Source organism: Methylobacterium platani, from assembly GCF_001653715.1.
Lineage (GTDB): Bacteria > Pseudomonadota > Alphaproteobacteria > Rhizobiales > Beijerinckiaceae > Methylobacterium > Methylobacterium platani.
In genome coordinates this window covers 138,723-160,321 of sequence record NZ_LWHQ01000027.1, presented here as the reverse complement: position 1 = coordinate 160,321, position 21,599 = coordinate 138,723, and the positions used below count along the sequence as shown (strand labels likewise).

Annotated in this window: 20 protein-coding genes; 6 read left to right on the top strand and 14 right to left on the bottom strand. The window is 70.8% G+C overall.

The features are described 5' to 3' along the window. Positions 1–2: 2 nt before the first annotated feature. The 3 genes from A5481_RS15425 to A5481_RS15415 form a co-directional block, all read right to left on the bottom strand. Positions 3–653: an NAD(P)-dependent oxidoreductase gene (locus A5481_RS15425; protein ID WP_048433020.1), complete on the bottom strand. Its 651-nt coding sequence runs from the start codon at positions 651–653 to the stop codon at positions 3–5. A 364-nt stretch (positions 654–1,017) separates the two neighbouring features. Then, positions 1,018–1,734 (bottom strand): PhoH family protein, encoded by a 717-nt coding sequence (locus A5481_RS15420; protein WP_048433019.1) that lies wholly within the window; start codon positions 1,732–1,734, stop codon positions 1,018–1,020. 349 nt (positions 1,735–2,083) lie between these two features. Further along, positions 2,084–4,426: an ATP-dependent helicase gene (locus tag A5481_RS15415; RefSeq protein ID WP_048433018.1), complete on the bottom strand. Its 2,343-nt coding sequence runs from the start codon at positions 4,424–4,426 to the stop codon at positions 2,084–2,086. Between the two features lie 152 nt (positions 4,427–4,578). Between A5481_RS15415 and A5481_RS15410 the strand changes: the two genes are divergently transcribed. Then, positions 4,579–4,827, top strand: a complete 249-nt coding sequence (locus A5481_RS15410) for a hypothetical protein (protein WP_048433017.1) — start codon at positions 4,579–4,581, stop codon at positions 4,825–4,827. Between the two features lie 34 nt (positions 4,828–4,861). On the opposite strand, the gene A5481_RS15405 is transcribed toward A5481_RS15410, so the two are convergent. Then, positions 4,862–5,425, bottom strand: coding sequence for a thioesterase family protein (locus A5481_RS15405; RefSeq protein WP_048433016.1), 564 nt, complete (start codon positions 5,423–5,425; stop codon positions 4,862–4,864). Positions 5,426–5,660: 235 nt separating this feature from the next. Between A5481_RS15405 and A5481_RS15400 the strand changes: the two genes are divergently transcribed. Next, positions 5,661–7,079 (top strand): FAD-binding oxidoreductase, encoded by a 1,419-nt coding sequence (locus A5481_RS15400; protein WP_048433015.1) that lies wholly within the window; start codon positions 5,661–5,663, stop codon positions 7,077–7,079. 153 nt (positions 7,080–7,232) lie between these two features. Here the strand turns inward: A5481_RS15400 and A5481_RS15395 are convergent, their stop codons facing one another. The 9 genes from A5481_RS15395 to A5481_RS15355 form a co-directional block, all read right to left on the bottom strand. Further along, a complete protein-coding gene (locus A5481_RS15395) occupies positions 7,233–7,526 on the bottom strand; it encodes a GIY-YIG nuclease family protein (RefSeq protein ID WP_048433014.1) in 294 nt (97 codons plus the stop codon). A gap of 152 nt (positions 7,527–7,678) precedes the next feature. Beyond that, a complete protein-coding gene (locus A5481_RS15390) occupies positions 7,679–8,263 on the bottom strand; it encodes a L,D-transpeptidase (protein WP_048433013.1) in 585 nt (194 codons plus the stop codon). Between the two features lie 125 nt (positions 8,264–8,388). Further along, complete coding sequence (locus tag A5481_RS15385; protein WP_048433012.1) at positions 8,389–10,665, bottom strand: CDC48 family AAA ATPase; 2,277 nt, start codon at positions 10,663–10,665, stop codon at positions 8,389–8,391. 147 nt (positions 10,666–10,812) lie between these two features. Further along, entirely contained in the window at positions 10,813–11,709 is an 897-nt protein-coding gene (locus A5481_RS15380) for a metallophosphoesterase family protein (RefSeq protein WP_048433011.1), read from the bottom strand. A gap of 55 nt (positions 11,710–11,764) precedes the next feature. Then, positions 11,765–12,943, bottom strand: a complete 1,179-nt coding sequence (locus A5481_RS15375; RefSeq protein WP_048433010.1) for an FAD-binding protein — start codon at positions 12,941–12,943, stop codon at positions 11,765–11,767. A 100-nt stretch (positions 12,944–13,043) separates the two neighbouring features. Further along, positions 13,044–13,430 carry a HEPN domain-containing protein gene (locus tag A5481_RS15370; RefSeq protein ID WP_167350041.1) on the bottom strand — a complete coding sequence of 129 codons (387 nt, stop codon included), beginning with the start codon at positions 13,428–13,430 and terminating at the stop codon, positions 13,044–13,046. A 4-nt stretch (positions 13,431–13,434) separates the two neighbouring features. After that, entirely contained in the window at positions 13,435–13,776 is a 342-nt protein-coding gene (locus A5481_RS15365; RefSeq protein ID WP_048433008.1) for a nucleotidyltransferase domain-containing protein, read from the bottom strand. A 48-nt stretch (positions 13,777–13,824) separates the two neighbouring features. Next, positions 13,825–15,252 (bottom strand): lipopolysaccharide biosynthesis protein, encoded by a 1,428-nt coding sequence (locus A5481_RS15360; RefSeq protein ID WP_048433007.1) that lies wholly within the window; start codon positions 15,250–15,252, stop codon positions 13,825–13,827. A 92-nt stretch (positions 15,253–15,344) separates the two neighbouring features. After that, entirely contained in the window at positions 15,345–16,586 is a 1,242-nt protein-coding gene (locus tag A5481_RS15355) for a glycosyltransferase family 4 protein (protein WP_048433006.1), read from the bottom strand. Between the two features lie 145 nt (positions 16,587–16,731). Here A5481_RS15355 and A5481_RS15350 point away from each other — a divergent pair, with 145 nt between their 5' ends. Further along, positions 16,732–17,613, top strand: a complete 882-nt coding sequence (locus tag A5481_RS15350) for a DMT family transporter (protein WP_048433005.1) — start codon at positions 16,732–16,734, stop codon at positions 17,611–17,613. 7 nt (positions 17,614–17,620) lie between these two features. Here A5481_RS15350 and A5481_RS15345 read toward each other — a convergent pair whose 3' ends face one another. Further along, positions 17,621–18,634, bottom strand: coding sequence for a magnesium transporter CorA family protein (locus A5481_RS15345; protein WP_048433004.1), 1,014 nt, complete (start codon positions 18,632–18,634; stop codon positions 17,621–17,623). Positions 18,635–18,826: 192 nt separating this feature from the next. On the opposite strand from A5481_RS15345, the gene groES reads away from it, so the two are divergent. The 3 genes from groES (at position 18,827) to A5481_RS15330 (ending at position 21,445) form a co-directional block, all read left to right on the top strand. Next, positions 18,827–19,114, top strand: a complete 288-nt coding sequence (gene groES / locus A5481_RS15340) for a co-chaperone GroES (protein ID WP_048433003.1) — start codon at positions 18,827–18,829, stop codon at positions 19,112–19,114. A 108-nt stretch (positions 19,115–19,222) separates the two neighbouring features. Further along, entirely contained in the window at positions 19,223–20,863 is a 1,641-nt protein-coding gene (gene groL / locus A5481_RS15335) for a chaperonin GroEL (protein WP_048433002.1), read from the top strand. 405 nt (positions 20,864–21,268) lie between these two features. After that, positions 21,269–21,445, top strand: a complete 177-nt coding sequence (locus A5481_RS15330) for a type II toxin -antitoxin system TacA 1-like antitoxin (RefSeq protein ID WP_197514190.1) — start codon at positions 21,269–21,271, stop codon at positions 21,443–21,445. The last annotated feature ends 154 nt before the right edge of the window (positions 21,446–21,599 follow it).

The following is a 21,599-nucleotide window of genomic DNA, read 5'->3' as shown; positions in this document are numbered from 1 at the left end:
GATCAGAGCGGGAGTGCGTGGCTGATGAGCACGACCGGGCGGCCGACATGGTCGCGGGACTCGAGGTCGCGAACGATGAACCGGGCGACGTCGGCCCGGGCGATCAGCCCGTTCGTCCACGACGACGGCCGGTCGAGCACCTGGTAGCGCCCGGTCGCGGGGCCGCCGGTGAGCACGCCCGGGCGCACGAAGGTCCAGTCCAGGCCGGAGCGGCGGATGCGCATCTCCTGCGCGTCCTTGTCGTCGTAGGCGCGGCCGAAGACGAGGCGGAACGGCAGGCGCTGCAGCGGGCCGATCGCCGCGCGGCTGTCGCCGGTGCCGAAGCCGGTCACCGCGATCAGCCGGCGCACCCCCGCCTGCTCTATCGCCGGGACGAGCACGTTGGTCGCGTCGGAGAACAGCCGCACCGGCCCGAACAGGTCGCGAAACGGTACGCCGAGGGCCTGGACGACGACGTCGATCCCCTCGAGCGCGGCTCCCACGTCGGTGGCGGACAGGGCATCGCCGGGAAAGCGCTCGAGGTCGGGGTCGGAGAGCTCGATCCTGCCCGCCGAGCGGGCGAAGGCCCGCACCCGGTGCCCCGCGGCGAGCGCCGCCTTCACCGTCTCCAGGCCGATGCCCTGGCTGGCGCCGATGACGAGGATGTGGGCCATGATGGATCCTGGATGTGCAGGGAACAGCAGATCCTGGGAAACGCCGGGAAGCGGGATGGTTTCTCGCGCCGGGACAAGTTTCGGTACGTATTCAGGCGCCTGCGACGTTGCGGCCATCCTCCGCGTCATCCTGGTGCCGCGCAGCGGAACCCGGGATCCATCACCGCTGACGATGCGGGACGAGGCGAAACGCCCTCCGATACCATCTAAAGCGTCAGCAGTGACGGATCCCGGGTTCTTGCCTGCGGCGAGCCCCAGGACGACATCGGAGCGTTTACCGTGCTTCGTACGGTGCCCCGTCCGGGGATCAAGCCGACACATTAGAATGCCTGCCCGGCCATCCGGCCGGGCAGGCATGGCAACCTCACACCCGCGCCTCCTCGAAGGCCCGCACCCACTCGGCACAGATTCCCGAGCGCACGATGTCGTCCAGTCCGAACTCGACGATCGGGATCGGCATCATCCGGCTCTTGACGAGGTGGATGACGGTGCGGAGCCCCGAGGTCTCGCGCAGGTCGGTCTGGGACACGTCGCCGTTGATGATGACCTGGGTGTCGTCGCCGATCCGGGTCAGGAACATCTTGATCTCGGCCGGGGTGGTGTTCTGGGCCTCGTCGAGGATCACCAGGCAGTTCTTGAAGGTGCGGCCGCGCATCACCTCGAAGGGGACGACCTCGATGTCGCCGGCCTTCACGGCGATCTCGAAGGCGCCGTCGCCCATGCGCTCCTTCATCGTCTCGGTGAGGGGCGCGACCCAGGGGGCGATCTTGTCTTCCAGGGTGCCGGGGAAGAAGCCGAGGGAGCGGCCCGAGGGCACGTTCGGCCGGGTGATGACCACCTTGGCGACCCGGCGCTGGCGCAAGAGGTCGGCGGCGCGGGTGCCGGCGATGTAGGTCTTGCCGGTGCCGGCGGGGCCGAGGACGATGACTTGCGGGTGGGACCCGAGGGCGTCCAGATACTCGGCCTGGCGGGCCGTCATCGGCTGGATCGGTGGCGGGTTGCGCTCTTCCTCGAAGCGTGTGCGGTGCACGCGGATCGGGCGGTCATCAACCAGTTCAAGTCGTGCGCGTCGTCTCTTCACGGATCAACACTCCCACTGGACTTGCGGTGCCGACTATCGTGTGCCCTCTCGTGTCCCTGAACTCCTCTGTTACTCTGGCGATTCAAAGCCTCACGGGCCGCAACGGTTCCGGTCGGGGTTGACGCAGGCGGTGGACAAGTCCGCCTGTTTCGACCGACAGGGTAAGCAGCCGATGATGAACGAGCAATTCTCGCGCCGCACCATGCCCCGGTGAAAAGCACGATGACGGAGAGGAGCGACGGTTTTGTGATGAAAACCACACAGGGGCGGCGCGGGTCGCCGGGGCGCGCGGGCCGGAAGGGGTCGCCACTGGATCGCCGCTCCCGATTCGCCCGCCGCGGGGGACGCCTCAGCCCGGCTGGACGAAGCTGTCGAGGACCATTTTCCGGCCGGCCTTGTCGAAGTCAACGGTGAGCTTGTTGCCGTCGACGGCCGCCACCGAGCCCGGTCCGAATTTGGTGTGGAAGATGCGTGCGCCCGCCTCGTAGGCCGACGGCGTGCCGGTGGATTTCGCCACCAGCGTGCCCTCGATCTGCTGCGGCCCGCGCCGGCCCGGCGCGCTCCCGCGCCCTCCCCCGCCGAACCGGTCGTCCTTCGCGGTCTGGGCCTGCGCCCGCTGCCAGCCCGGGGTGGCATAGGACGAGCCGAAAGCCGGCGCCTGCCGGTCGAAGCGCGAGGGGCCTTGCGAGAAGCTCGCCGGCGCGTCGAGCACCAGGACGCTGGCCTCGGGGAGTTCGTCGATGAAGCGGCTCGGCACGGTTGAGGACCACAGGCCGTGGATGCGGCGGTTGACCGCGAAGGAGATCTTGGCCCGCTTGCGCGCCCGGGTGAGACCGACATGGGCGAGGCGGCGCTCCTCCTCCAGGCCGGCCCGCCCGCTCTCGTCGAGGGCGCGCTGGTTGGGGATCAGGCCGTTCTCCCAGCCGGGCAGGAACACGGTGTCGAATTCCAGGCCCTTGGCCGCGTGCAGCGTCATCAGGCTCACCCGGTCGCCGCCCTCGGCCTCGTTGACGTCCATGACGAGGGAGACGTGCTCGAGGAAGCCGGCGAGGTCCGGGAACTCCTCCATCGAGCGCACCAGTTCCTTGAGGTTCTCGAGCCGGCCGGCGGCGTCGGCGGTGCGCTCCTTCTGCCACATCTCGGTGTAGCCGGATTCCTCCAGGATCGTCTGCGCCACTTCCGTATGCGGCTGGTCCTCCAGGAGCTTGGCCCAGCGGGAGAAGCTCTGGCACAGGGCGCGCACGGTCGAGCGGGGCTTGGGCTTCAGCTCCTCGGTCTCGCTCATCATGCGCGCAGCCTGCAGCAGCGGCACCTTGGCGCGGCGGGCGAGCCCGTGCAGGGCCTGGAGCGTCGCGTCGCCTAAGCCCCGTTTGGGCGTATTGAAGATCCGCTCGAAGGCGAGGTCGTCGGAGCCGTTGGCGACGATGCGGAGATAGGCCAGCGCGTCGCGGATCTCGGCCCGCTCGTAGAAGCGCGGGCCGCCGACGACCCGGTAGGGCAGGCCGAGCTGGACGAAACGATCCTCGATCTCGCGCATCTGCGCCGAGATGCGCACCAGCACGGCGATCTCCGAGAGCTTGTGGCCCTTGGCCTGCAGGCGCTCGATCTCCTCGCAGACGAGGCGGGCTTCCTCCTCCGAGTCCCAGGCGCCGGTGACCGTGACCTTCTCGCCCTCCGGGCTGTCGGTGCGCAGGGTCTTGCCCAGCCGGCCCTCGTTGTGGGCGATCAGCACGGACGCCGCGGCCAGGATGTGACCGGTCGAGCGGTAGTTGTTCTCGAGCCGCACCACCAGGGCGCCCGGAAAGTCGTGCTCGAAGCGCAGGATGTTGTCGACCTCGGCGCCGCGCCAGCCGTAGATCGACTGGTCGTCGTCGCCGACGCAAGCGACGTTGCGGTGGCCTTGCGCGAGCAGGCGCAGCCAGAGATACTGGGCGACGTTGGTGTCCTGGTACTCGTCGACGAGGATGTAGCGGAAGCGCTGCTGGTAGTTGGTCAGCACGTCCGGATTCTCGCGCCACAGCTTCAGGCAGAGCAGCAGCAGGTCGCCGAAATCGACGGCGTTGAGCGACTTCAGCCGCTCCTGGTAGGCGGCGTAGAGCGCCCCTCCCTTGCCGAAGCCGAAGGCCGAGGCCTCGCCCGCCGGCACCTGCTCGGGCGACAGGCCGCGGTTCTTCCAGCCGTCGATCGTACCGGCGAGGCTGCGGGCCGGCCAGCGCTTCTCGTCGAGGTCGGCCGCCGCGATCACCTGCTTCAGGAGCCGCAGTTGGTCGTCGGTGCCGAGGATCGTGAAGTCGGAGCGCAGGCCGACGAGCTCGGCGTGGCGGCGCAGGATCTTGGTGCCGATGGCGTGAAAGGTGCCGAGCCACGGCATCCCCTCGCCGGCCGGGCCGATCAGCGCGCCGATGCGCTCCTTCATCTCCCGGGCGGCCTTGTTGGTGAAGGTCACCGACAGGATGTCGAAGGGCCGGGCGCGGCCGGTGGCGATCAGGTGGGCGATGCGGGTGGTCAGCACCCGGGTCTTGCCGGTGCCGGCGCCGGCCAGCACCAGCACCGGCCCCTCCGTCGCCTCGACGGCGCGGCGCTGCTCGGGGTTGAGCCCGGTGAGGTAGTGCGCGTCCGGGGGCACCAGCGCGGCGCGGGCGCGGGCGGAGATCGAGGTCGGGGCGGGCGCGGCCGGGATGTCGCGAGTCATGGCCGCATCACTGGACCAAAACGCGAACGGCGTCGAGGGTGGTGCGCGCATCCCTCCCCGGCCGGGCGCCGGACCCTTGCGGATGCGGGAACCTTGCCGACACCATGGCGTCGTCTCCCACGGACAGGCCCCCGCCCGCGGAAAGGAACCCGATGCGCGCCCATACTCTTCTGATCCTGACGCTCGCCGCCGCGCCGGTCCCGGCGCTGGCCCAGAACCAGGTGCCGATCAACCGCTCGCAGCAGGCGGTCGAGGGCCTCAACCGCTCGATCGAATCCGGTGCCGCGACACGCGGCATCCAGCAGCAGAACCGCTTCGAGACCAACCAGCTCCAGGGCCAGATCCAGCGCCAGCAGGTCGCGCCGCCGCCGGCGCCGATCCCGATCGTCCCGCGGCGCTGACGAACGCGCCGCGCCGCCGACGGGCGCCCGGTCCCTAATGCCTGACCCGGGCCCCGGCGGCCGCGAAGGCCATGGTCTCCGGCCGGGCATGGCCGCGGGCCGGGATGCCGATCACCCGCCCGAGATCGTCGGGCCGCGGCAGCCGGGCATGCGAGCCGAGCATGACCGAGAGATTGGCCTGGATGTCGTCCGGGAACGGCGCCACCCGCCGGGTCGCCGGGTCGACGTGGAGGGCGAGGTTCTCGGAGCTGGCGGCGACCCAGCCCTCGGTGGCGTGGCGGATCTCGGAGTAGAAGTGGATTCGCTTCTCGTCGAACCCGATGAGCTGGAGCGTCACCCGGACCGGGTCGTCGAGCACGAGCTCGCGGCGGTAGCGGACATGGACCTCGGCGGCGAAGGTCGTGCCGCGCCCGGATTCCAGGTAGTCGGGCCCGAGGCCGACGACGCCGAACGCCTCGTCCACCGCCCGGTCGAACAGGACGTGGTAATACGCCATGTTCAGGTGACCGTTATAGTCGATCCAGCCGGGCTCGATCGCCATCGTCGACGACACGAACGGCGCGAAGAAGAAGACCGAGGCGGGGCGGTCGTCAGCCATTGTTGGGCTCCCGATCAGGCGCAGGCGGGATGACAAGGGCGCCCTGGCACGTAGCACGCCCGCCCCGGCGATGCACCCCCGGATGCGTTGCACCTTGGGGCAAGGTGCCACCCCCGGATCGCACTTCTCCGTGACCGGCGGGCCGGATATGCCGGGCCGGACACGGCTGCTAGAGTGGCCGGCAAAAGGCCGGGCCGCCCGGTCGTCGAGACACCGTCCGGGAGGTCGAGATCCCATGAACGCCCAGAGCCCCGCCCCGTCGCGCGAGCGCCCGTCGCCAGAGACCGTCGCGGCGGTGATCCGCGAGCTGACGGCGCAGTTCGGCAACCGCGTCGTCACCTCGCAGGCGGTGCGCGAGCAGCATGCCAGCACCCTGACCTGGGTCGCCAACCAGCCGCCGGACGCGGTGGTCTACGCCGAGAGCACCGAGGACGTGCAGGCGGTGGTGCGGGTCTGCGCCGCGCACAAGATGCCGGTCGTCGCCTTCGGCACCGGCACCTCGCTCGAGGGCCACGTCAACGCGCCGTTCGGCGGCATCTCGATCGACATGAACGGGATGAACAAGGTGCTCGCCGTCCATGCCGAGGACCTCGACTGCGTGGTCCAGCCCGGCGTGACCCGCAAGGCGGTGAACGAGCACCTGCGCGACCAGGGCCTGTTCTTCCCGATCGATCCGGGCGCCGATGCGTCGCTGGGCGGCATGGCGGCGACCCGGGCCTCGGGCACCAACGCGGTGCGCTACGGCACGATGAAGGACAACGTGCTGTCGCTCACCGCCGTGATGCCGAACGGCGACATCGTCCGCACCAGCCCGCGCGCCCGCAAGACCTCGGCCGGCTACGACCTCACCCGGCTGATGGTCGGCTCGGAGGGCACCTTCGGCATCATCACCGAGCTGACCCTCAAGCTCGCGGGCATCCCGGAGGCGATCTCCGCCGGCGTCTGCCCGTTTCCGAGCATCAAGGCGGCCTGCGACGCCGTCATCGTGACGATCCAGTCCGGCCTGCCGGTGGCGCGGATCGAGCTCCTCGACGAGGTCCAGGTCGCAGCCTGCAACGCCTACTCGAAGCTGACCCTGCCCGAGATGCCGCTGCTGCTCGTCGAGTTCCACGGCACGGACGCCAGCGTGCGCGAGCAGGCCGAGCGCTTCGGCGAGATCGCCGCGGAGTTCGAGGGCGGGCCCTACGAGTGGGCGACGAAGCCGGAGGACCGCACCCGGCTGTGGCAGGCCCGCCACGACGTCTACTGGGCGGCGGTCGGCATGCGGCCGGGCGCCAAGGTCATCGCCACCGATGTCTGCGTGCCGATCTCGCGGCTCGCCGAATGCGTCGACGAGACGAAGCGCGACATCGTCGCGAGCGGCATCACGGCGCCGATCGCGGGACACGTCGGCGACGGCAACTTCCACACCTCGCCGCTCGTCATGATGGACGACCCCGACGAGATCGCCCGGGTCACCGGCTTCATCGAGCGCCTCGTCGCCCGCGCCGTCGCCATGGAGGGCACCTGCACCGGCGAGCACGGCATCGGCCAGAAGAAGATGCGCTTCATGGAACTGGAGCACGGGCCGGAGGCGCTGAACCTGATGCGGGTGCTCAAGCGGGCGATCGATCCGGACAACATCATGAATCCGGGGAAGGTCGTGGCGGTTTAAGTTACCGCGGAGCTATCCGAAGCGAAGCGGCTGTATCGACGTTCGTGCTGATAGTTCGAGCCGCTTCGCGGCACTTCTTGTGCTGGATCCCGGATCTCCTTCCGCTTCGCTGCAGTCGTCCGGGAAAAGGGTAGGTGGGGGAAAGCGGTGTGTTCAGCCGTTGAGGTCAGCTGACAAATCACGCCAATCTGGGTTCATTGCCTCGATCAGCGCGAGTTTCCAGGCGCGGCGCCACTTCTTGAGCGTGTACTCACGGTGGCGAGCGTCCGTGATCCGGTCGTAGTGCTCGTACCAAACCAGATGGATCACGCCGTAGCGAGTCGTGAAGCCGGGCACATGGGCCTGTTGGTGCTCGTAGACACGTCGACAGAGATCGACCGTCGACCCGAGATAGAGCGTGCCGTTGCGCCCGCTAGCCAGCATGTAGACGAACCCGCCCTTCGCCATCCGTGCACCGCCCTTTCCCGGACGACTGCAGCGTAAGCGGAAGGAGATCCGGGATCCAGCACAAGAAGGGCCGCGAAGCGGCTCGCTATATCAGCACAAACGCTGACAAAGCCGCTTCGCGCACGGACGAAACTTGAGTCCGCGAAAAATCCCTACGGCAGCACCACCACCTTCGTCCCCACCTTCACGCGACCATACAGGTCGATCACGTCCCGGTTGGTCATGCGGATGCAGCCCGAGGAGACCGCGGCGCCGATCGTCTCCGGCTCGTTCGAGCCGTGGATGCGGTAGAGCGAGGAGCCGAGATAGAGCGCGCGCGCGCCGAGCGGGTTGTCGTTGCCGCCGGCCATGTAGCGCGGCAGGTCGGGGCGGCGCTTGATCATCTGCTCGGGCGGACGCCAGGCCGGCCATTCCTTCTTCATCGTCACGGTCTTGGTACCGGACCACGAGAAACCCTCGCGGCCGACGCCGACGCCGTACTGCACCGCCTCCTGGTTCGGCAGGATGTAGTAGAGCCGGCGCTGGCTGGTCGAGATCACCACCGTGCCGGGCTTGTAGGGGCTGTTCCAGCCGATGGTCTGGCGCGGCACGCCCTGCTGGCGGAACACCGTCAGGAAGTCGGCGATCGGCCCGCGCTCGAGCAGGCCGATGGCGTGCGCCGGCGCCGCCAGGGTCAACAGGGTCGCCGCGGCCAGGAGCGGCTTCAGCAGGCGCCGCGGCGCGGTCAGACGGGTCATCGTCCCCTCCCGTTCGAGTAACGTCGAACGGGTTGGCCGCCGGGCTGTGGCGAAAACAGGGCGGAAACAATCGCCGGGTGGTCCGTGGTGCAAATGCGTCACAGACCGCCCGACGACGACCCCGCCTACTCCGCCGCCGGCCGGAGCGGCACGAAGCCGATCGGCTGGCGCTGCGGGCCCTCCTGCCTGAGGGTGCGCAGCATGGTCTCGTAATCCTGCTCCATCTCGGGCGTCACCGAGGCCCGGGTCTCGTGCAGGGCCGCGTCGAAATGACTCTGGGTCACCCGCTCGCTCGACAGGTTCTCGCGCAGGGCCATCAGGCCGGCGCGACGGGTCAGGTCCTCGAGGTCGGCTCCGGTGAAGCGGGTCGTGCGCTCGGCGAGGAGATCGAGGTCGACGTCGCCGGCGAGCGGCATGGCGCGGGTGTGGATGCCGAGGATGTGGCGCCGCCCGGCGATGCTCGGCACCGGCACGTAGACGAGTTCGTCGAAGCGGCCCGGCCGCAGGAGGGCCGGATCGACGAGGTTCGGCCGGTTGGTCGCGGCCATCACCACCACGCCCTGCAGGTCCTCCAGGCCGTCCATCTCGGCGAGGATCGTGTTGACCACCCGCTCGGTCACGGCCGGCTCGCCGAGGCCGCCGCCGCGCACGGGGGCGAGCGAATCGATCTCGTCGATGAAGATCACCGTCGGGGCGACCTGGCGGGCGCGGGCGAACAGGCGCGAGACCTGCTGCTCGGATTCGCCGTACCACTTCGAGAGCAGGTCGGAGGATTTCGTCGCGACGAAGTTCGCCTGCGCCTCGCGCGCCACCGCCTTGGCGAGCAGGGTCTTGCCGGTGCCGGGGGGGCCGAACAGCAGGAAGCCCTTGGCCGGACGGATGCCGATGCGGCGGAACGCCTCCGGGTTGCGCAAGGGGAGCTCGACGCCCTCGCGCAGCTTCGTCTGCACCTCGCCGAGGCCCCCGACATCGTCCCAGGTGACGTTCGGGACCTGGATCATGATCTCGCGCAGGGCCGAGGGCTGGACGCGCTTGAGGGCGTTGAGGAAATCCTCGCGGCAGACCTCGAGCGTCTCCAGGATCTCGGGCGGGATGCCCTCCTTGAGGTTGATCTGCGGCAGCACCCGGCGCAGCGCGTCCATCGCCGCCTCGCGGGCGAGGGCCGAGAGGTCGGCGCCGACGAAGCCGTAGGTGGTGCGCGCGATCTCGTCGAGATCGACGGTGTCGCCGAGCGGCATGCCGCGGGTGTGGATGGTCAGCACCTCGCGCCGGCCCGGCTCGTCGGGCACGCCGATGATGATCTCGCGGTCGAACCGGCCGGGCCGGCGCAGGGCTTCGTCGATCGCGTCGCGGCGGTTGGTGGCGCCGATCACCACGATGTTCTGGCGCGGCTCGAGGCCGTCCATCAGGGTGAGCAATTGCGCGACGATGCGCCGCTCGACCTCGCCGCGCGCCTCCTCGCGCTTCGGGGCGATCGAGTCGATCTCGTCGATGAAGATGATGGCGGGCGCGTTGCGCTGCGCCTCGGAGAAGATCTGGCGCAGCCGCTGCTCGGATTCGCCGTACTGGCTGCCCATGATCTCGGGGCCGGCGATGTGGAAGAACTGCGCCTCGGTCTCGTTCGCCACGGCGCGGGCGAGCAGCGTCTTGCCGGTGCCCGGGGGGCCGTAGAGCAGCACGCCCTTCGGCGGGTCGATGCCGAGGCGCTGGAACAGCTCGGGGTGGCGCAAGGGCAGCTCGACCATCTCCCGGACCTGGTCGACGGTGGTGCCGAGGCCCCCGATGTCGTCGTAGGTGACGTCGGCCCGGCGGACCTCCTTCGGCTCCTCGTAGAGCGGGCGCAGCTCGACCTCGGTCTCGGCGGTGACCTGGACGATGCCGCGGGGCGGCTGGGTCGAGACCACGACGAGGCGGATCTCCTGCAGGCCGTAGGCCGGCAGGCTGAACATCTGGCGCAGCTCCTCGGGCACCTCCTCGCGCTTGAATCGCGAGGGCACCGAGGTCGAGATCACGTCGCCGGCGACGAGCGGCCGGCGGTAGAAGGTGCGGCGCAGGGCCTCGCCCGAGCCCTGCAGGCGCAGGTTCTTCTGGGCCGGGGCCAGCACCACCCGCGTCGCGGGCCGCACCTCCGCCTTGCGGATCTCGACGTGGTCGCCGGAGCCGACGCCGGCATTGACGCGCTGGAGGCCGTCGAGCCGGATGATGCTCAGGCCCTCGTCCTCCTGGCCGAGGGCAATGGCGAGCGCCGTGGTGTGGCGCTTGCCGATGATCTCGATCGGCTGGCCTTCCTGCAGGCCCAGGTTCTGGAGCAGGGCCGCGCCGACCCGGGCGACGCCCCGGCCCACATCCTCGGCCCGGGCATTCGCGACCTGCGCCCTCACGCCGCCTGCTTCGTCCGCCATCCGGGCGACCTCGCTCCTCGGGGCCGGGATACCGCGATCCCGTCGCGGACGGCCGCGCCGCCCTGCCCTGCCGCAACACCGGCGCCGCCCGACCGGGCGGCGCATCGGCGGGAGAACGTCCTCTCGCCTGAAATGTTGCGGCGCGCGTTAGGCCTTGAGGGTCAGGGTGCCGAGATCGCCCATCCCGCCCTCGGGCAGCAGGCCGCGCAGGGTCGCGGTGAGCGCGTAGCCGGTGGCCGTGCGCTCGATCTCGTAGAGGTGGTAGCCGGCGCAGTGCTTGAGCGCCCCGCCGCGGGCCGAGGCCGAGGGCGCGCCGATCACCGGCACGCGGCGCCCGCCCGGCGCCATCAGGAAGGCGACCGAACCGACATGGTTGTGGCCGTGCAGCACGAGGTCGGCGCCGACGCGGCCGATCATCGCCTCGAAGGCGTGGGCGTCGGTGAGGTGGCGCCCCGCCTTGGCGCCGCCGACATGCGGCGGATGGTGGATCATCACCACCCGGCACGGCCGCTCGGGCTCGGCGGCGAGATCCTGGAGCATCCGCTCGGCGGCCCGGATCTGGTCGGAGCCGAGGCGGCCGGTCGCCACGAAGGGCGCGGTCGGGATCGCCGAGGACAGACCGACCAGGGCCAGCGGCCCCCGGCGGCGCAGGTAGGGAAACGCCTTGTCGCGGCCGGCATCGTCCCGGGTCCAGGGGCCGACCGCGCCGAGGAGGCCTTTCAGCGAGCCGCGCACGTAGGCGTCGTGGTTGCCGGGCACGAAGCTGACGAAGCCGGGCTCGCCCAGCCCTTCCATGAAGACGCGGGCGGTCTCCCATTCGCTCGGCAGGCCGATGTTGCACAGGTCGCCGGTGCAGGCGATGTGGTCGGGCGCGGCGGCGCGCAGGTCGGCCACCAGGGCGGCCAGGATCTCCATGTCGTGGGTGAGCTTGCGGCCGCGGCTCCAGTTGACCCAGCCGGTGGCGCGCTTGCTCATCAGCTGGCGCAGGCGCGGGCGCGGCAGCGGGCCGACATGCGGATCGGTGAGGTGGGCGAGACGGAACATCGTGAGAGCTAGAACGCGCCTGGGGCGCCCCGGTTGTCGGTGACGGAGGCCGGGATCAGATCCCCGCGTACATCCGCCCCGGGTTGAACAGGCCGACGGGATCGTGCGCGGCCTTGAGGCCGGCGGTGATCCGCATCAGGGGCTCGGACAGGGGCTCGAAGACCGGCACCGCCGCCCGCACGGCGTCGGGCGCGCGCACCAGCGTGGCGTGGCCGCCCCCCGCGAGGGCCGCCCGCACGGCGTGCGCCCCGGCATCGCCCGCGGCCGGGGTGGCGAGCCAGACGAGGCCGCCGCCCCAATCGTAGAACCAGCGCGCCGGCCGGGCGGCGGCGATGGCCGCGGTCACCGCCGGGCCGCGGCCCGGGGCAGTCGAGAGGCGCCACACCGCCTCCTCGCCGCCGGCGAAGGGCAGGACGTCGCGGACCGAGGCCCAGAGCTCGGCCGCCGGCTCGCCCTCCTGGATCTCCGGACGGCCGAAGCGGCGCAGCAGGCGGGTCAGCTCGCCGAGGCGGTAATCGACCGAGGCCGAGAAACCCTCGATGCGCAGCAGCGTGCGCGCCGGTCCGTCGACGCCGTCGGGCAGGTGCGCGGCGCCGGTGATCTCGAACGGCGAGCCCAGCGCCAGGCTCATCGCCTCGACCGCGCCGGCATCGTCGAGCCCGGCGAGCGCCAGGGTGGCGGTGCGCTCGGGGACCGGCAGCACCTTGAAGGTGACCTCGGTGAGGAAGCCCAGCGTGCCCCAGGAGCCGGCCATCAGCTTCACGAGGTCGAGCCCGGTGACGTTCTTCATCACCCGGCCGCCGGACTTCACCGCCTCGCCGCGGCCGTTGACGAAGCGGACGCCGATCAGGCTGTCGCGGGCGGCCCCGCCGGCGATGCGCCGCGGGCCCGAGATGTTGCCGGCCGCGACCGCCCCGATGGTCGGCGCGCCGGTCGAGCCGAGGAGCGCGCGGTGGTCCATCGGCTCGAAGGGCAGCATCTGGCCGCCCTCGGCGAGACGCGCCTCGACCTCGGCGAGCGGCGTGCCAGCCCGGGCCGCGATGACGAGCTCGGCCGGCTCGTGCAGGGTGATGCCGGTGAGGCCCGCCGCCGACAGGGTGGCCTCGTCCTGGGCGGGCCGCCCGATCCCGGCCCGGGTACCGCCGCCGACGAGACGCAGCCGCTCGCCCCGCGCCGCCGCGTCACCGATCAGGCTCGCGGCCTCCGCCTCGCTCCGGGGCTGGTAGATGCTCATCGCGGGGCTCGCTCGCCGGGACAGGCCGCGCCGGGTGCGCGGGGATCGGGCGCGGATCTTTGCGGGCAACCGGGGCCGGTTGCAAGCGGGAGGGGCGCCGTCAGGTCAGGTCGATGCTGAGCCGGTCGGCTACGTCCTGCAGGAGGCTGTCCGTCTCGTCGATCAGCCAAGCCAGCTCACTCGACGACGGTGCGGCGGGGACGCGACCGGCCGGGGTGGGATAGCGGTAGCTCGTTGCGAACGACGCGAGATGCTCAATCTTGCGGAATCGCGCCTTGAACGCATTGGAATCGGGCAGAAGGTCGACCATCAGGTCGATTCTGTGCGCAACACTCCGGTTTGCATGAATGCCTTCCGCCGTAAGGACCGCCTTCACGACTTTTTCCGCGGCTTGAGAGCACAGATATGGCGCATTGCGGGACTGCACGCCTGCCAGAACGCGCGCGTCGGCGAGATCGGCCGTCGCGATCCGCAACAGAGCAGCCATCGCCCTATCGGCCGACATTCAGGCGGATGCCCTCCTGTGCAAGCACGTAGCCGATCGTGTTCGGCACGCCCCAGATCGCATCGAGATTGTCCCGCGTGGCCATCAGCACGTCCGCCTGAACCCCGCTGTCGCGCTGGAGGCGCCAGCCGAAAACCGGGTCGAGCAGGGCGTCGTCGGCATCGTCCGGGAGAACGACCAGCAGGTCCCAGTCGCTGTCGGCCCGGGCCTCGCCCCGGGCGCGGCTTCCGAACAGCCAGATGCCGAGCGGCGCCGCATCCCGGACGATGCGGGCGACGAGCGGCTTCAGGGCCTCCGGAACGTCGGCGCGGCGGTCGGTCTCGATCATGCGATCCTCGATCCCGATCGTGCGACGGAAGCGAGGCGAACCGCAAGCCTATTCCGCCGGCACGCCCCGCCCGAACCGCGCCGTCACCGCGCTGCGCAACCCCGCGATGTCGAAGCGCCAGGCCAGCGCCCCGTAGACGAGCCCGCCCACCGCGACGCAGGCCGGCAGGGCGAGCCAGGGTGAGAGGCCGCGCAGGGGCAGGATCGCGGCGGTCATCACCGCCGTGGCGAGCACCACCGCGATCGGGTCGCGCCAGGGCATCCGCAGGCGATCCCGCCCGGTGAGCGCGCGCAGGCCGAGGAACAGCATCGCGGCGATGAAGCCGAGGGACTGCGCCGCGGCGATGCCCGACGGGCCGAAGGGGCCGGCCAGCGCCAGCGCCGCGAGGAGGTTCACGAGGGCCCCGACGAGCCCGGCCGCGATCAGCGGCAGGGTGCGGCGGCGGATCTGGAAGATCGGGTTGAGGGCGAAGTTCATCAGCGCCAGGGCGACGAGGCCAGGCACCAGCAGCAGGGTGTAGTGCACGAAGTGCCCGCGAAAGGCCTCCGGCACCGCGATCGCCTCGAGGGCCGGGGCCACGGCCCAGAACCCGGCGGCGCTCGGCAGGATCAGGGCCAGCACCACGGCGCCGTTGCGGGCGACCTGCGTCTCGCCGGCCTCGTGTCCGTGGGTCTCGGCGGCGAGCACGGCGATCTGGAACAGCAGCAGGTCCAGGGCGGCGCCGAGCGTGCTGAAGATCCGCCCGCCGATATCGGCCGCGAGGGAGAAGTACCCGGCCTCGGCGAAGCCCGAGACGGCCGCGATCGTCCAGCGGTTGGCGAAGGGCATCAGCTGGTAGACCACGTTGGCGGCGACCACCGGCAGGCCGTAGGCCATGAACAGGCGCATCGTCTCGCGCCGCCGCGCCGCCGCGAAGGCGGCGGGCGGATCCGCGAGGGCGCGCCGGACGATGACCGCGGCGAGGAACTGGCTCAAGCCCGCGGCGAGCATCACCGCGGCGGCATCGGCGGTCGCCCAGGCGGTGCCGACCATCATCACGAGGGCGAGACCGTTCTTGACCAGCACGAGGCGCAGGTACAGCCCGCCGACGAAGCGGGCGCGGGCGAGCGCCGCCTGGTAGTCGAACAGCCCGATGCCGACCGCCGCGGCGGCGGCGGCGGCAAGCAGCGCCGGCTCGCCGACGAGGGGCCGGCCGGCCAGCGCCAGCAGCGCCGCCCCGGCGAGGCCGAGGGCCGTCGCCGCGTAGGCCCGGTCGAGCATGGTGCGGATCCACGGCTCGGCCCGGCGCACCCGCTCGGAGTAGAATCGCGTCGCCGAGAGGCGCAGCCACTCGAACAGCATGATGTTGAGCACCACGGCGCCGGCGGTACCGAGGGCGAAGCGGCCGAAATCCGCCGGCCCCAGGATCTGCGCGATCAGCAGCCCGAGGGCGAGGTTGAGGGCCGCATTGACCACGAAGGCCGCGATGACCGCCATTGAGTGCTCGTCGCGTTGCAGGACGAACCCTGTTCGGCTCGTCGTGCGGAGGATTGATGGCGCTTTCGACGAAGGCGCGGCCGCCTCGGCCGCTACACCGCCCGCGCCAGCGGCCGCGCCTGCGCCCCCTGCCCCGCCACGTCGCGATAGACCCGCTCCAGCCCGTCGAGGTGGCGCTCCATCGTCGGCGGGTCGGCCCAGAACAGGTCGTAGGCGGCGCGTCCCATCCGCATCGCCGTCGCGTCGTTGGCGAGATGCGCCAGGGCGTCGGCGAGCGAGCGGGGATCGTTGGAGCGGAACCACAGCCCGCTCTCGCCGTGGCGCACCGCCTCGCGGCCGGCGCAGACGTCGCTGACGACGACCGGCGTGCCGAGCCCCAGGGATTCGAGCACCGTGAGCGGCTGGCCCTCGTACCAGACCGACGGGAACACCAGGGCGCGGGCCGCCCGCAGCACCGCCTTGACCTCGTCCGGGCTCTGCCAGCCGAGGAAGGAGGCTTCGGGGAAGCGTGCCTCCAGCTCCGCCCGCATCGGCCCGTCGCCGGCGAAGACCGCCCGCGCCCCGGCGAGGCGCGCCGCCTCCCCGAACACGCCCGGCCCCTTCTCGGGCGAGAGGCGTCCGACGAAGACGAAGTCGCCGGGGGCGCCGGTCTTCGGTCCCAGGGGCTCCGCGTCGACCGGATTCGGCACGTCGTGGTAGCGCAGGCCCGCCGGCAGATGGGGCGCCAGCGCCTCGCGCTGCAGCCGGCTGATGGTGATCATCGCGTCGATGCCCTCGACGAGGCCGGTGCGCCGCATCAGGGCGTGGCGGGCGACCCGCATCAGCTTGCGCGGATAGGTGCGCGAGTCGCAGTTGTGGGCCAGGCAGGCCGGCCCGTTCGGGACCCGGTGGCAGGTCGCGGCGACCGGATAATCGTAGAAGCCGCCGTTCGGGCAGGCGAGGTAGTATTCGTGCGCGGTGTAGACCACCGGCGCGGGGCTTCCCCGCAGGACCGGGCCGATCGCGGGCGACAGGGCCTTGGCCCAGGCATGGACGTGCACCACCGTGTCGCGCGGGTCCGATCCAGCGATCAGGGCGCCGAGGGCGGCGGCGGCGGGGGCGTTCCACAGCCATTGCACGCCGAAGCGGGCCAGCGAGCGGGCCTGCGTCACGTCGGTCTGGCCGAGGAGCACGACGCGCACGCCGGCTTCCGCCAGCCGCGGATCGGCCGGGCCGACGGCGGCGAGCAGCACGACCGCGTGGCCGCGGCGGGCGAGCCCGATGGCGCTCTCCAGCGACACCTTGGCCTGGCCGCCGTTGATGTAGGCGTGGTCCGCGACCAGAATGACCTTCATGACCGCTTCCCTGGCATGACCGCTTCCTCGGGCGGATCGGCGCCAGGATGGGTCGGACCCCTTATGAAACGCCTAAGCGCCATGGTGCATCGCCGCTCGCATCAGGCCTTGCGCCGCGGCCGCGCGCGGGCCATCCGCCTTGGCCATGCTCCCCCGCTCCACCTCCCCCGCCTCGGCTGTGCTGCTCGCCGCCCTCGGCATCGGGCTCCTGTCGCTGATGGACGCCACCATCAAGGGCCTGTCCGAGCGCTACGGCGTCACCGGGATCGCCTTCGCGCGCTACGCCGTCGGCACCCTGGTGATGGCGGCCGTGCTCGCCGCCCTGCGGCCCGGCTGGCCCTCGGCGGAGACCTGGCGCACCAACGGCCTGCGGGCCGTGCTGGTGGTGGCGACCGCGCTCTGCTTCTTCCACGGCCTGTCGGTGCTGCCGCTCGCCGAGGCGCTGGCGCTGTCGTTCCTGAGCCCGATCTTCATCGCGCTGTTCGCCGCGCTCCTCCTGCGCGAGCGGGTGCGCGCGCCGGTCTGGGCCGGGCTCGTCGTCGGCTTCGTCGGGGTCGGGATCGTGGTCGCCGGCCAGATCGGATCGGAGGTCGGATCCGAGGGGCCGCGGGCGGCGGCCTCGACCTGGGGCATCGCCGCCATCCTGGTCTCGGCCCTGACCTACGCGCTCTCGATGGTGCTGCTGCGCGCCCGCGCCCGGCACGACCCGGTGGTGACCATCGTGGCGATCCAGAATGCCGGACCCGCCGCGATGCTGGCCGGCCCGGCGGCCTGGACCTGGACCCCGGTCGCGGCGCCGGACTGGGCCCTCCTCGTCCTCGTCGGCGTGCTCGGGGTCGCCGGGCACCTGGTGCTCAGCCGCGCCTACGCCAGGGCCGAAGCCTCGCGGCTCGCCGCGATGGAATACACCGCGCTCCTCTGGGCGATCGGCCTCGGCTACGTCGCCTTCGGGGAGGTGCCGGGGGCGGCGACGCTGGCCGGGGCGGGGCTGATCCTGGCGGGCTCGGCGCTGGCGGCGCGGCGGTGAGCGGGCGTCAGAACCACCCCTTCAGCTTGAAGTAGACCGCCGGCACCAGCGCGCTCGCGGCGATGACGGCGAGCCCGTAGGGATAGCCCCAGGCCCAATCCAGCTCCGGCATGTGCTTGAAGTTCATGCCGTAGACCGAGGCCATCAGGGTCGGCGGGATGCCGATCACCGAGACCACGGTCAGCACCCGGAAGGTGTTGTTCTGCTCCATGTTGATGAGCCCGAGGGTGGCGTCGAGGAGGAACTGCACTGTCTCGGACAGCCGGGTCTCGAACTCGTCGAGGGAAGTGACGTCGAGGCGCAGGCTCTCGAACCGCGCCTTCTCCTCGGGCTTCAGCCAGCCTTCCGCCTCGCCGGCGACGTAGGGCAGGATCCGGCCCAGCCCGAGCAGCGAGGCGCGCAGCTTCGCCAGCGCCTTGCCGCGCCGGCCGATGGCGCGCAGCAGCCGGCGCAAGGCGAGGTCGCGGCGCTTGGGTGCGAAGTTCCTGGAGCCAGCCGCGTCGGGCCGGGCCTTGCCGTTCGCGCTGACGTCGAAGGTGAAGACCCGGGTCGAGAGCGAGTCGAGCTCGTCGCTCGTCGTCTCGAGGGTGTCGGCCATGCGGTCGATCAGCTCCTCGTTGAGGGCCAGGAAGGTCTCGACGCTGGAGGCCGGCCCGTCCCGCTCGGCCTGGCGCGCCTTGACGGTGTCGAAGGCGGCGAGCGGCTGGAACCGGATGGTGAGCAGCCGCTCCGGCGTCAGCACGAAGCCGAGGGGGCGGAGCGTCAGGTCGTCGTCCCGGAACGAGACCATCGGCGTGCTGAGATAGAAGGCGTCCCGGCGCCGGTTGAGGCGGCGGGAGTTCTGCACTTCGCTCAGCGCCGCCCGGGACGGGACGGAGAGACCGGTCGCGGCCTCCGCCAGGGCCGTCTCGGTCTCGCTCGGGTCGTCGAGGTCGAGCCAGGTGCCGTGGGCCGGCAGGGGCCGCGCGGCGCAGGCCTGCCCCTCGGCGACGACCCCCTCCGGGCCGTGCAGCGTGATCATGATCGGGCCCCCTTAAGGCCGTCGGTTGTTTCCCGCAGGCCACACGCCAGCGCCTTGACTCGGGTCCGCGGCCCGATTATCTCCTCGCCAGCCTTAGCACTCACCTCATGAGAGTGCTAATGCCCGGGTTGGGCAGGCGGCTTCGGCGTCAGCACCAACCGCAATGCGTTCTGCGAAGCAAGAGGGCAGCACATGCAATTCCGTCCGCTGCACGACCGTGTCGTCGTCCGTCGCATCGAGAGCGAGGAGAAGACCAAGGGCGGCATCATCATCCCGGACACCGCCAAGGAGAAGCCGCAAGAGGGCGAGATCGTCGCCGTCGGCCCCGGCGCCCGCGACGAGTCCGGCAAGCTGAACCCCCTCGACGTCAAGGCCGGCGACCGTGTCCTGTTCGGCAAGTGGTCGGGCACCGAGGTCAAGATCGACGGCAAGGACCTCCTCATCATGAAGGAGTCCGACATCATGGGCGTGCTGGCCTAAACCGCCACCCCCTTGAGAAGCCCTGCGAGCCCGACGGCGGCGCCCCTTCCCGGGAGCTGACGCCGGAGGGCTGTCCCCTGCAACACCGATCTACAGTGAGGAATCACCATGGCAGCGAAAGACGTTCGTTTCGCCTCCGACGCCCGCGAGAAGATGCTGCGCGGCGTCGACATCCTGGCGGATGCGGTGAAGGTCACGCTCGGCCCGAAGGGCCGCAACGTCGTGATCGAGAAGAGCTTCGGCGCGCCGCGGATCACCAAGGACGGCGTGACCGTCGCCAAGGAGATCGAACTCGCCGACAAGTTCGAGAACATGGGCGCCCAGATGGTGCGCGAAGTGGCCTCGAAGACCAACGACATCGCGGGTGACGGCACCACCACCGCGACCGTGCTGGCCCAGGCGATCGTCCGCGAGGGCGCCAAGTACGTCGCCGCCGGCATGAACCCGATGGACCTGAAGCGCGGCATCGACCTCGCCACCCAGGCCGCCGTGAAGGACATCCAGAGCCGCGCCAAGAAGGTGTCGGCCTCGGAGGAGATCGCCCAGGTCGGCACGATCTCGGCCAACGGCGACAAGGACATCGGCGAGATGATCGCCCATGCCATGCAGAAGGTCGGCAACGAGGGCGTGATCACGGTCGAGGAGGCGAAGACCGCCGAGACCGAGCTCGACGTCGTCGAGGGCATGCAGTTCGACCGCGGCTACCTCTCCCCGTACTTCATCACGAATGCGGAGAAGATGATCGCCGAGCTCGAGGATCCCTACATCCTCATCCACGAGAAGAAGCTGTCGTCGCTCCAGGCGATGCTGCCGGTGCTCGAGGCCGTCGTTCAGACCGGCAAGCCGCTGCTGATCGTCGCCGAGGACATCGAGGGCGAGGCCCTGGCCACCCTGGTGGTCAACAAGCTGCGCGGCGGCCTGAAGGTCGCGGCCGTGAAGGCGCCGGGCTTCGGTGACCGTCGCAAGGCCATGCTCGAGGACATCGCGATCCTGACCCAGGGTCAGATGATCGCCGAGGACCTCGGCATCAAGCTCGAGAACGTGACCCTCCCGATGCTCGGCCGCGCCAAGCGCGTCCGCATCGAGAAGGAGAACACCACGATCATCGACGGCGCCGGCGAGAAGGCCGACATCGAGGCCCGCGTCCAGCAGATCAAGGCGCAGATCGAGGAGACCACCTCGGACTACGACCGCGAGAAGCTCCAGGAGCGTCTGGCCAAGCTCGCGGGCGGCGTCGCGGTGATCCGCGTCGGCGGCGCGACCGAGGTCGAGGTCAAGGAGAAGAAGGACCGCGTCGACGACGCCCTCCACGCCACCCGCGCGGCGGTCGAGGAAGGCATCGTTCCCGGCGGCGGCACCGCCCTCCTGCGCGCCAAGAAGGCCGTGGCCGGCCTGTCGAGCGACAACGCCGACGTCCAGGCCGGTATCAAGATCGTCCTCAAGGCGCTTGAGGCCCCGATCCGCCAGATCGCCAGCAACGCCGGCGTCGAGGGCTCGATCGTGGTCGGCAAGATCGGCGACAAGGGCGACTCGGAGACCTACGGCTTCAACGCCCAGACCGAAGAGTACGTCGACATGATCCAGGCCGGCATCGTCGACCCGGCCAAGGTCGTGCGCACCGCGCTGCAGGACGCCGCCTCGGTGGCCGGCCTGCTCGTGACGACCGAGGCGATGGTCGCCGACGCCCCGAAGAAGGACTCCCCCGCTCCGGCGATGCCGGGCGGCGGCATGGGCGGCATGGACTTCTAAGTCCAAGCCAACCAGTCTTCGAGAGACGGAAGGGGGTCGCCGAAAGGCGGCCCCTTTTCCGTTGGGGCGGCCCGGATCGCGGCCGGACTTGTGCGCTCGATGCCCGGCGTCAGAATTGCGGTCGTCGGAGGGTGCGATGGGCGAGCTGCGACCGCGAGGCCTGACGGATGCCGGCTCCGCCGTTGCGGATGAGCACGCTCCTGCTTTACCCGGTGCTCCGGATTCTACCCGTCCATCGCCTGAGGTGCGGAGGCCGCCTTCGGAAATACGGAGTTTCGGGCAACTCCTGGGCTCGTCGGGGCTGCGTGACGGGGATTTGCCGGAGCGCGACAGAACTCCGCTGCGGGATTTGGATCTCTGATGTCCTGCCGATCGCAGCCGCCCCACTCGATCGACGATGAGACGATGTCGCCGATCGAGCTAGCCGCCTCGCGCGCGCGGCAGTCGATAGCCGCGCATGCAGCCCTGGTGCTCTACGATCGGGACCGCGCCGTTTTCTTCGACACGCTCATCAATCCACGCGGCCAGAATGATCGGCTGAAAGCGGCCTTTGCCGAGCATGCGCGCCGCGTGGAGCGGTGACGGCAGATGAGTCCGGCGAGGCTGTGTCTCAGGGCTGGTGAGCAATCGAACGATCACCAGGGCCATTCCACGTCGCGGGATGGTGCACGATACAGCAGGTTGCGCGGTGCAATCGCTTACGACCGCCGCGCGCGACCCCTCCCCCCTCTGCGGG

Coding starts and splice junctions, on each gene's coding strand:
- A5481_RS15400 (WP_048433015.1), top strand. CDS start 5,661: ATGAACGCCCAGAGCCCCGCCCCGTCGCGCGAGCGCCCGTCGCCAGAG.
- groES (WP_048433003.1), top strand. CDS start 18,827: ATGCAATTCCGTCCGCTGCACGACCGTGTCGTCGTCCGTCGCATCGAG.
- A5481_RS15390 (WP_048433013.1), bottom strand. CDS start 8,263: ATGACCCGTCTGACCGCGCCGCGGCGCCTGCTGAAGCCGCTCCTGGCC.
- A5481_RS15410 (WP_048433017.1), top strand. CDS start 4,579: ATGCGCGCCCATACTCTTCTGATCCTGACGCTCGCCGCCGCGCCGGTC.
- A5481_RS15380 (WP_048433011.1), bottom strand. CDS start 11,709: ATGTTCCGTCTCGCCCACCTCACCGATCCGCATGTCGGCCCGCTGCCG.
- A5481_RS15415 (WP_048433018.1), bottom strand. CDS start 4,426: ATGACTCGCGACATCCCGGCCGCGCCCGCCCCGACCTCGATCTCCGCC.
- A5481_RS15355 (WP_048433006.1), bottom strand. CDS start 16,586: ATGAAGGTCATTCTGGTCGCGGACCACGCCTACATCAACGGCGGCCAG.
- A5481_RS15385 (WP_048433012.1), bottom strand. CDS start 10,665: ATGGCGGACGAAGCAGGCGGCGTGAGGGCGCAGGTCGCGAATGCCCGG.
- A5481_RS15375 (WP_048433010.1), bottom strand. CDS start 12,943: ATGAGCATCTACCAGCCCCGGAGCGAGGCGGAGGCCGCGAGCCTGATC.
- groL (WP_048433002.1), top strand. CDS start 19,223: ATGGCAGCGAAAGACGTTCGTTTCGCCTCCGACGCCCGCGAGAAGATG.
- A5481_RS15405 (WP_048433016.1), bottom strand. CDS start 5,425: ATGGCTGACGACCGCCCCGCCTCGGTCTTCTTCTTCGCGCCGTTCGTG.
- A5481_RS15370 (WP_167350041.1), bottom strand. CDS start 13,430: ATGGCTGCTCTGTTGCGGATCGCGACGGCCGATCTCGCCGACGCGCGC.
- A5481_RS15345 (WP_048433004.1), bottom strand. CDS start 18,634: ATGATCACGCTGCACGGCCCGGAGGGGGTCGTCGCCGAGGGGCAGGCC.
- A5481_RS15425 (WP_048433020.1), bottom strand. CDS start 653: ATGGCCCACATCCTCGTCATCGGCGCCAGCCAGGGCATCGGCCTGGAG.
- A5481_RS15395 (WP_048433014.1), bottom strand. CDS start 7,526: ATGGCGAAGGGCGGGTTCGTCTACATGCTGGCTAGCGGGCGCAACGGC.
- A5481_RS15350 (WP_048433005.1), top strand. CDS start 16,732: ATGCTCCCCCGCTCCACCTCCCCCGCCTCGGCTGTGCTGCTCGCCGCC.
- A5481_RS15360 (WP_048433007.1), bottom strand. CDS start 15,252: ATGGCGGTCATCGCGGCCTTCGTGGTCAATGCGGCCCTCAACCTCGCC.
- A5481_RS15365 (WP_048433008.1), bottom strand. CDS start 13,776: ATGATCGAGACCGACCGCCGCGCCGACGTTCCGGAGGCCCTGAAGCCG.
- A5481_RS15330 (WP_197514190.1), top strand. CDS start 21,269: ATGTCGCCGATCGAGCTAGCCGCCTCGCGCGCGCGGCAGTCGATAGCC.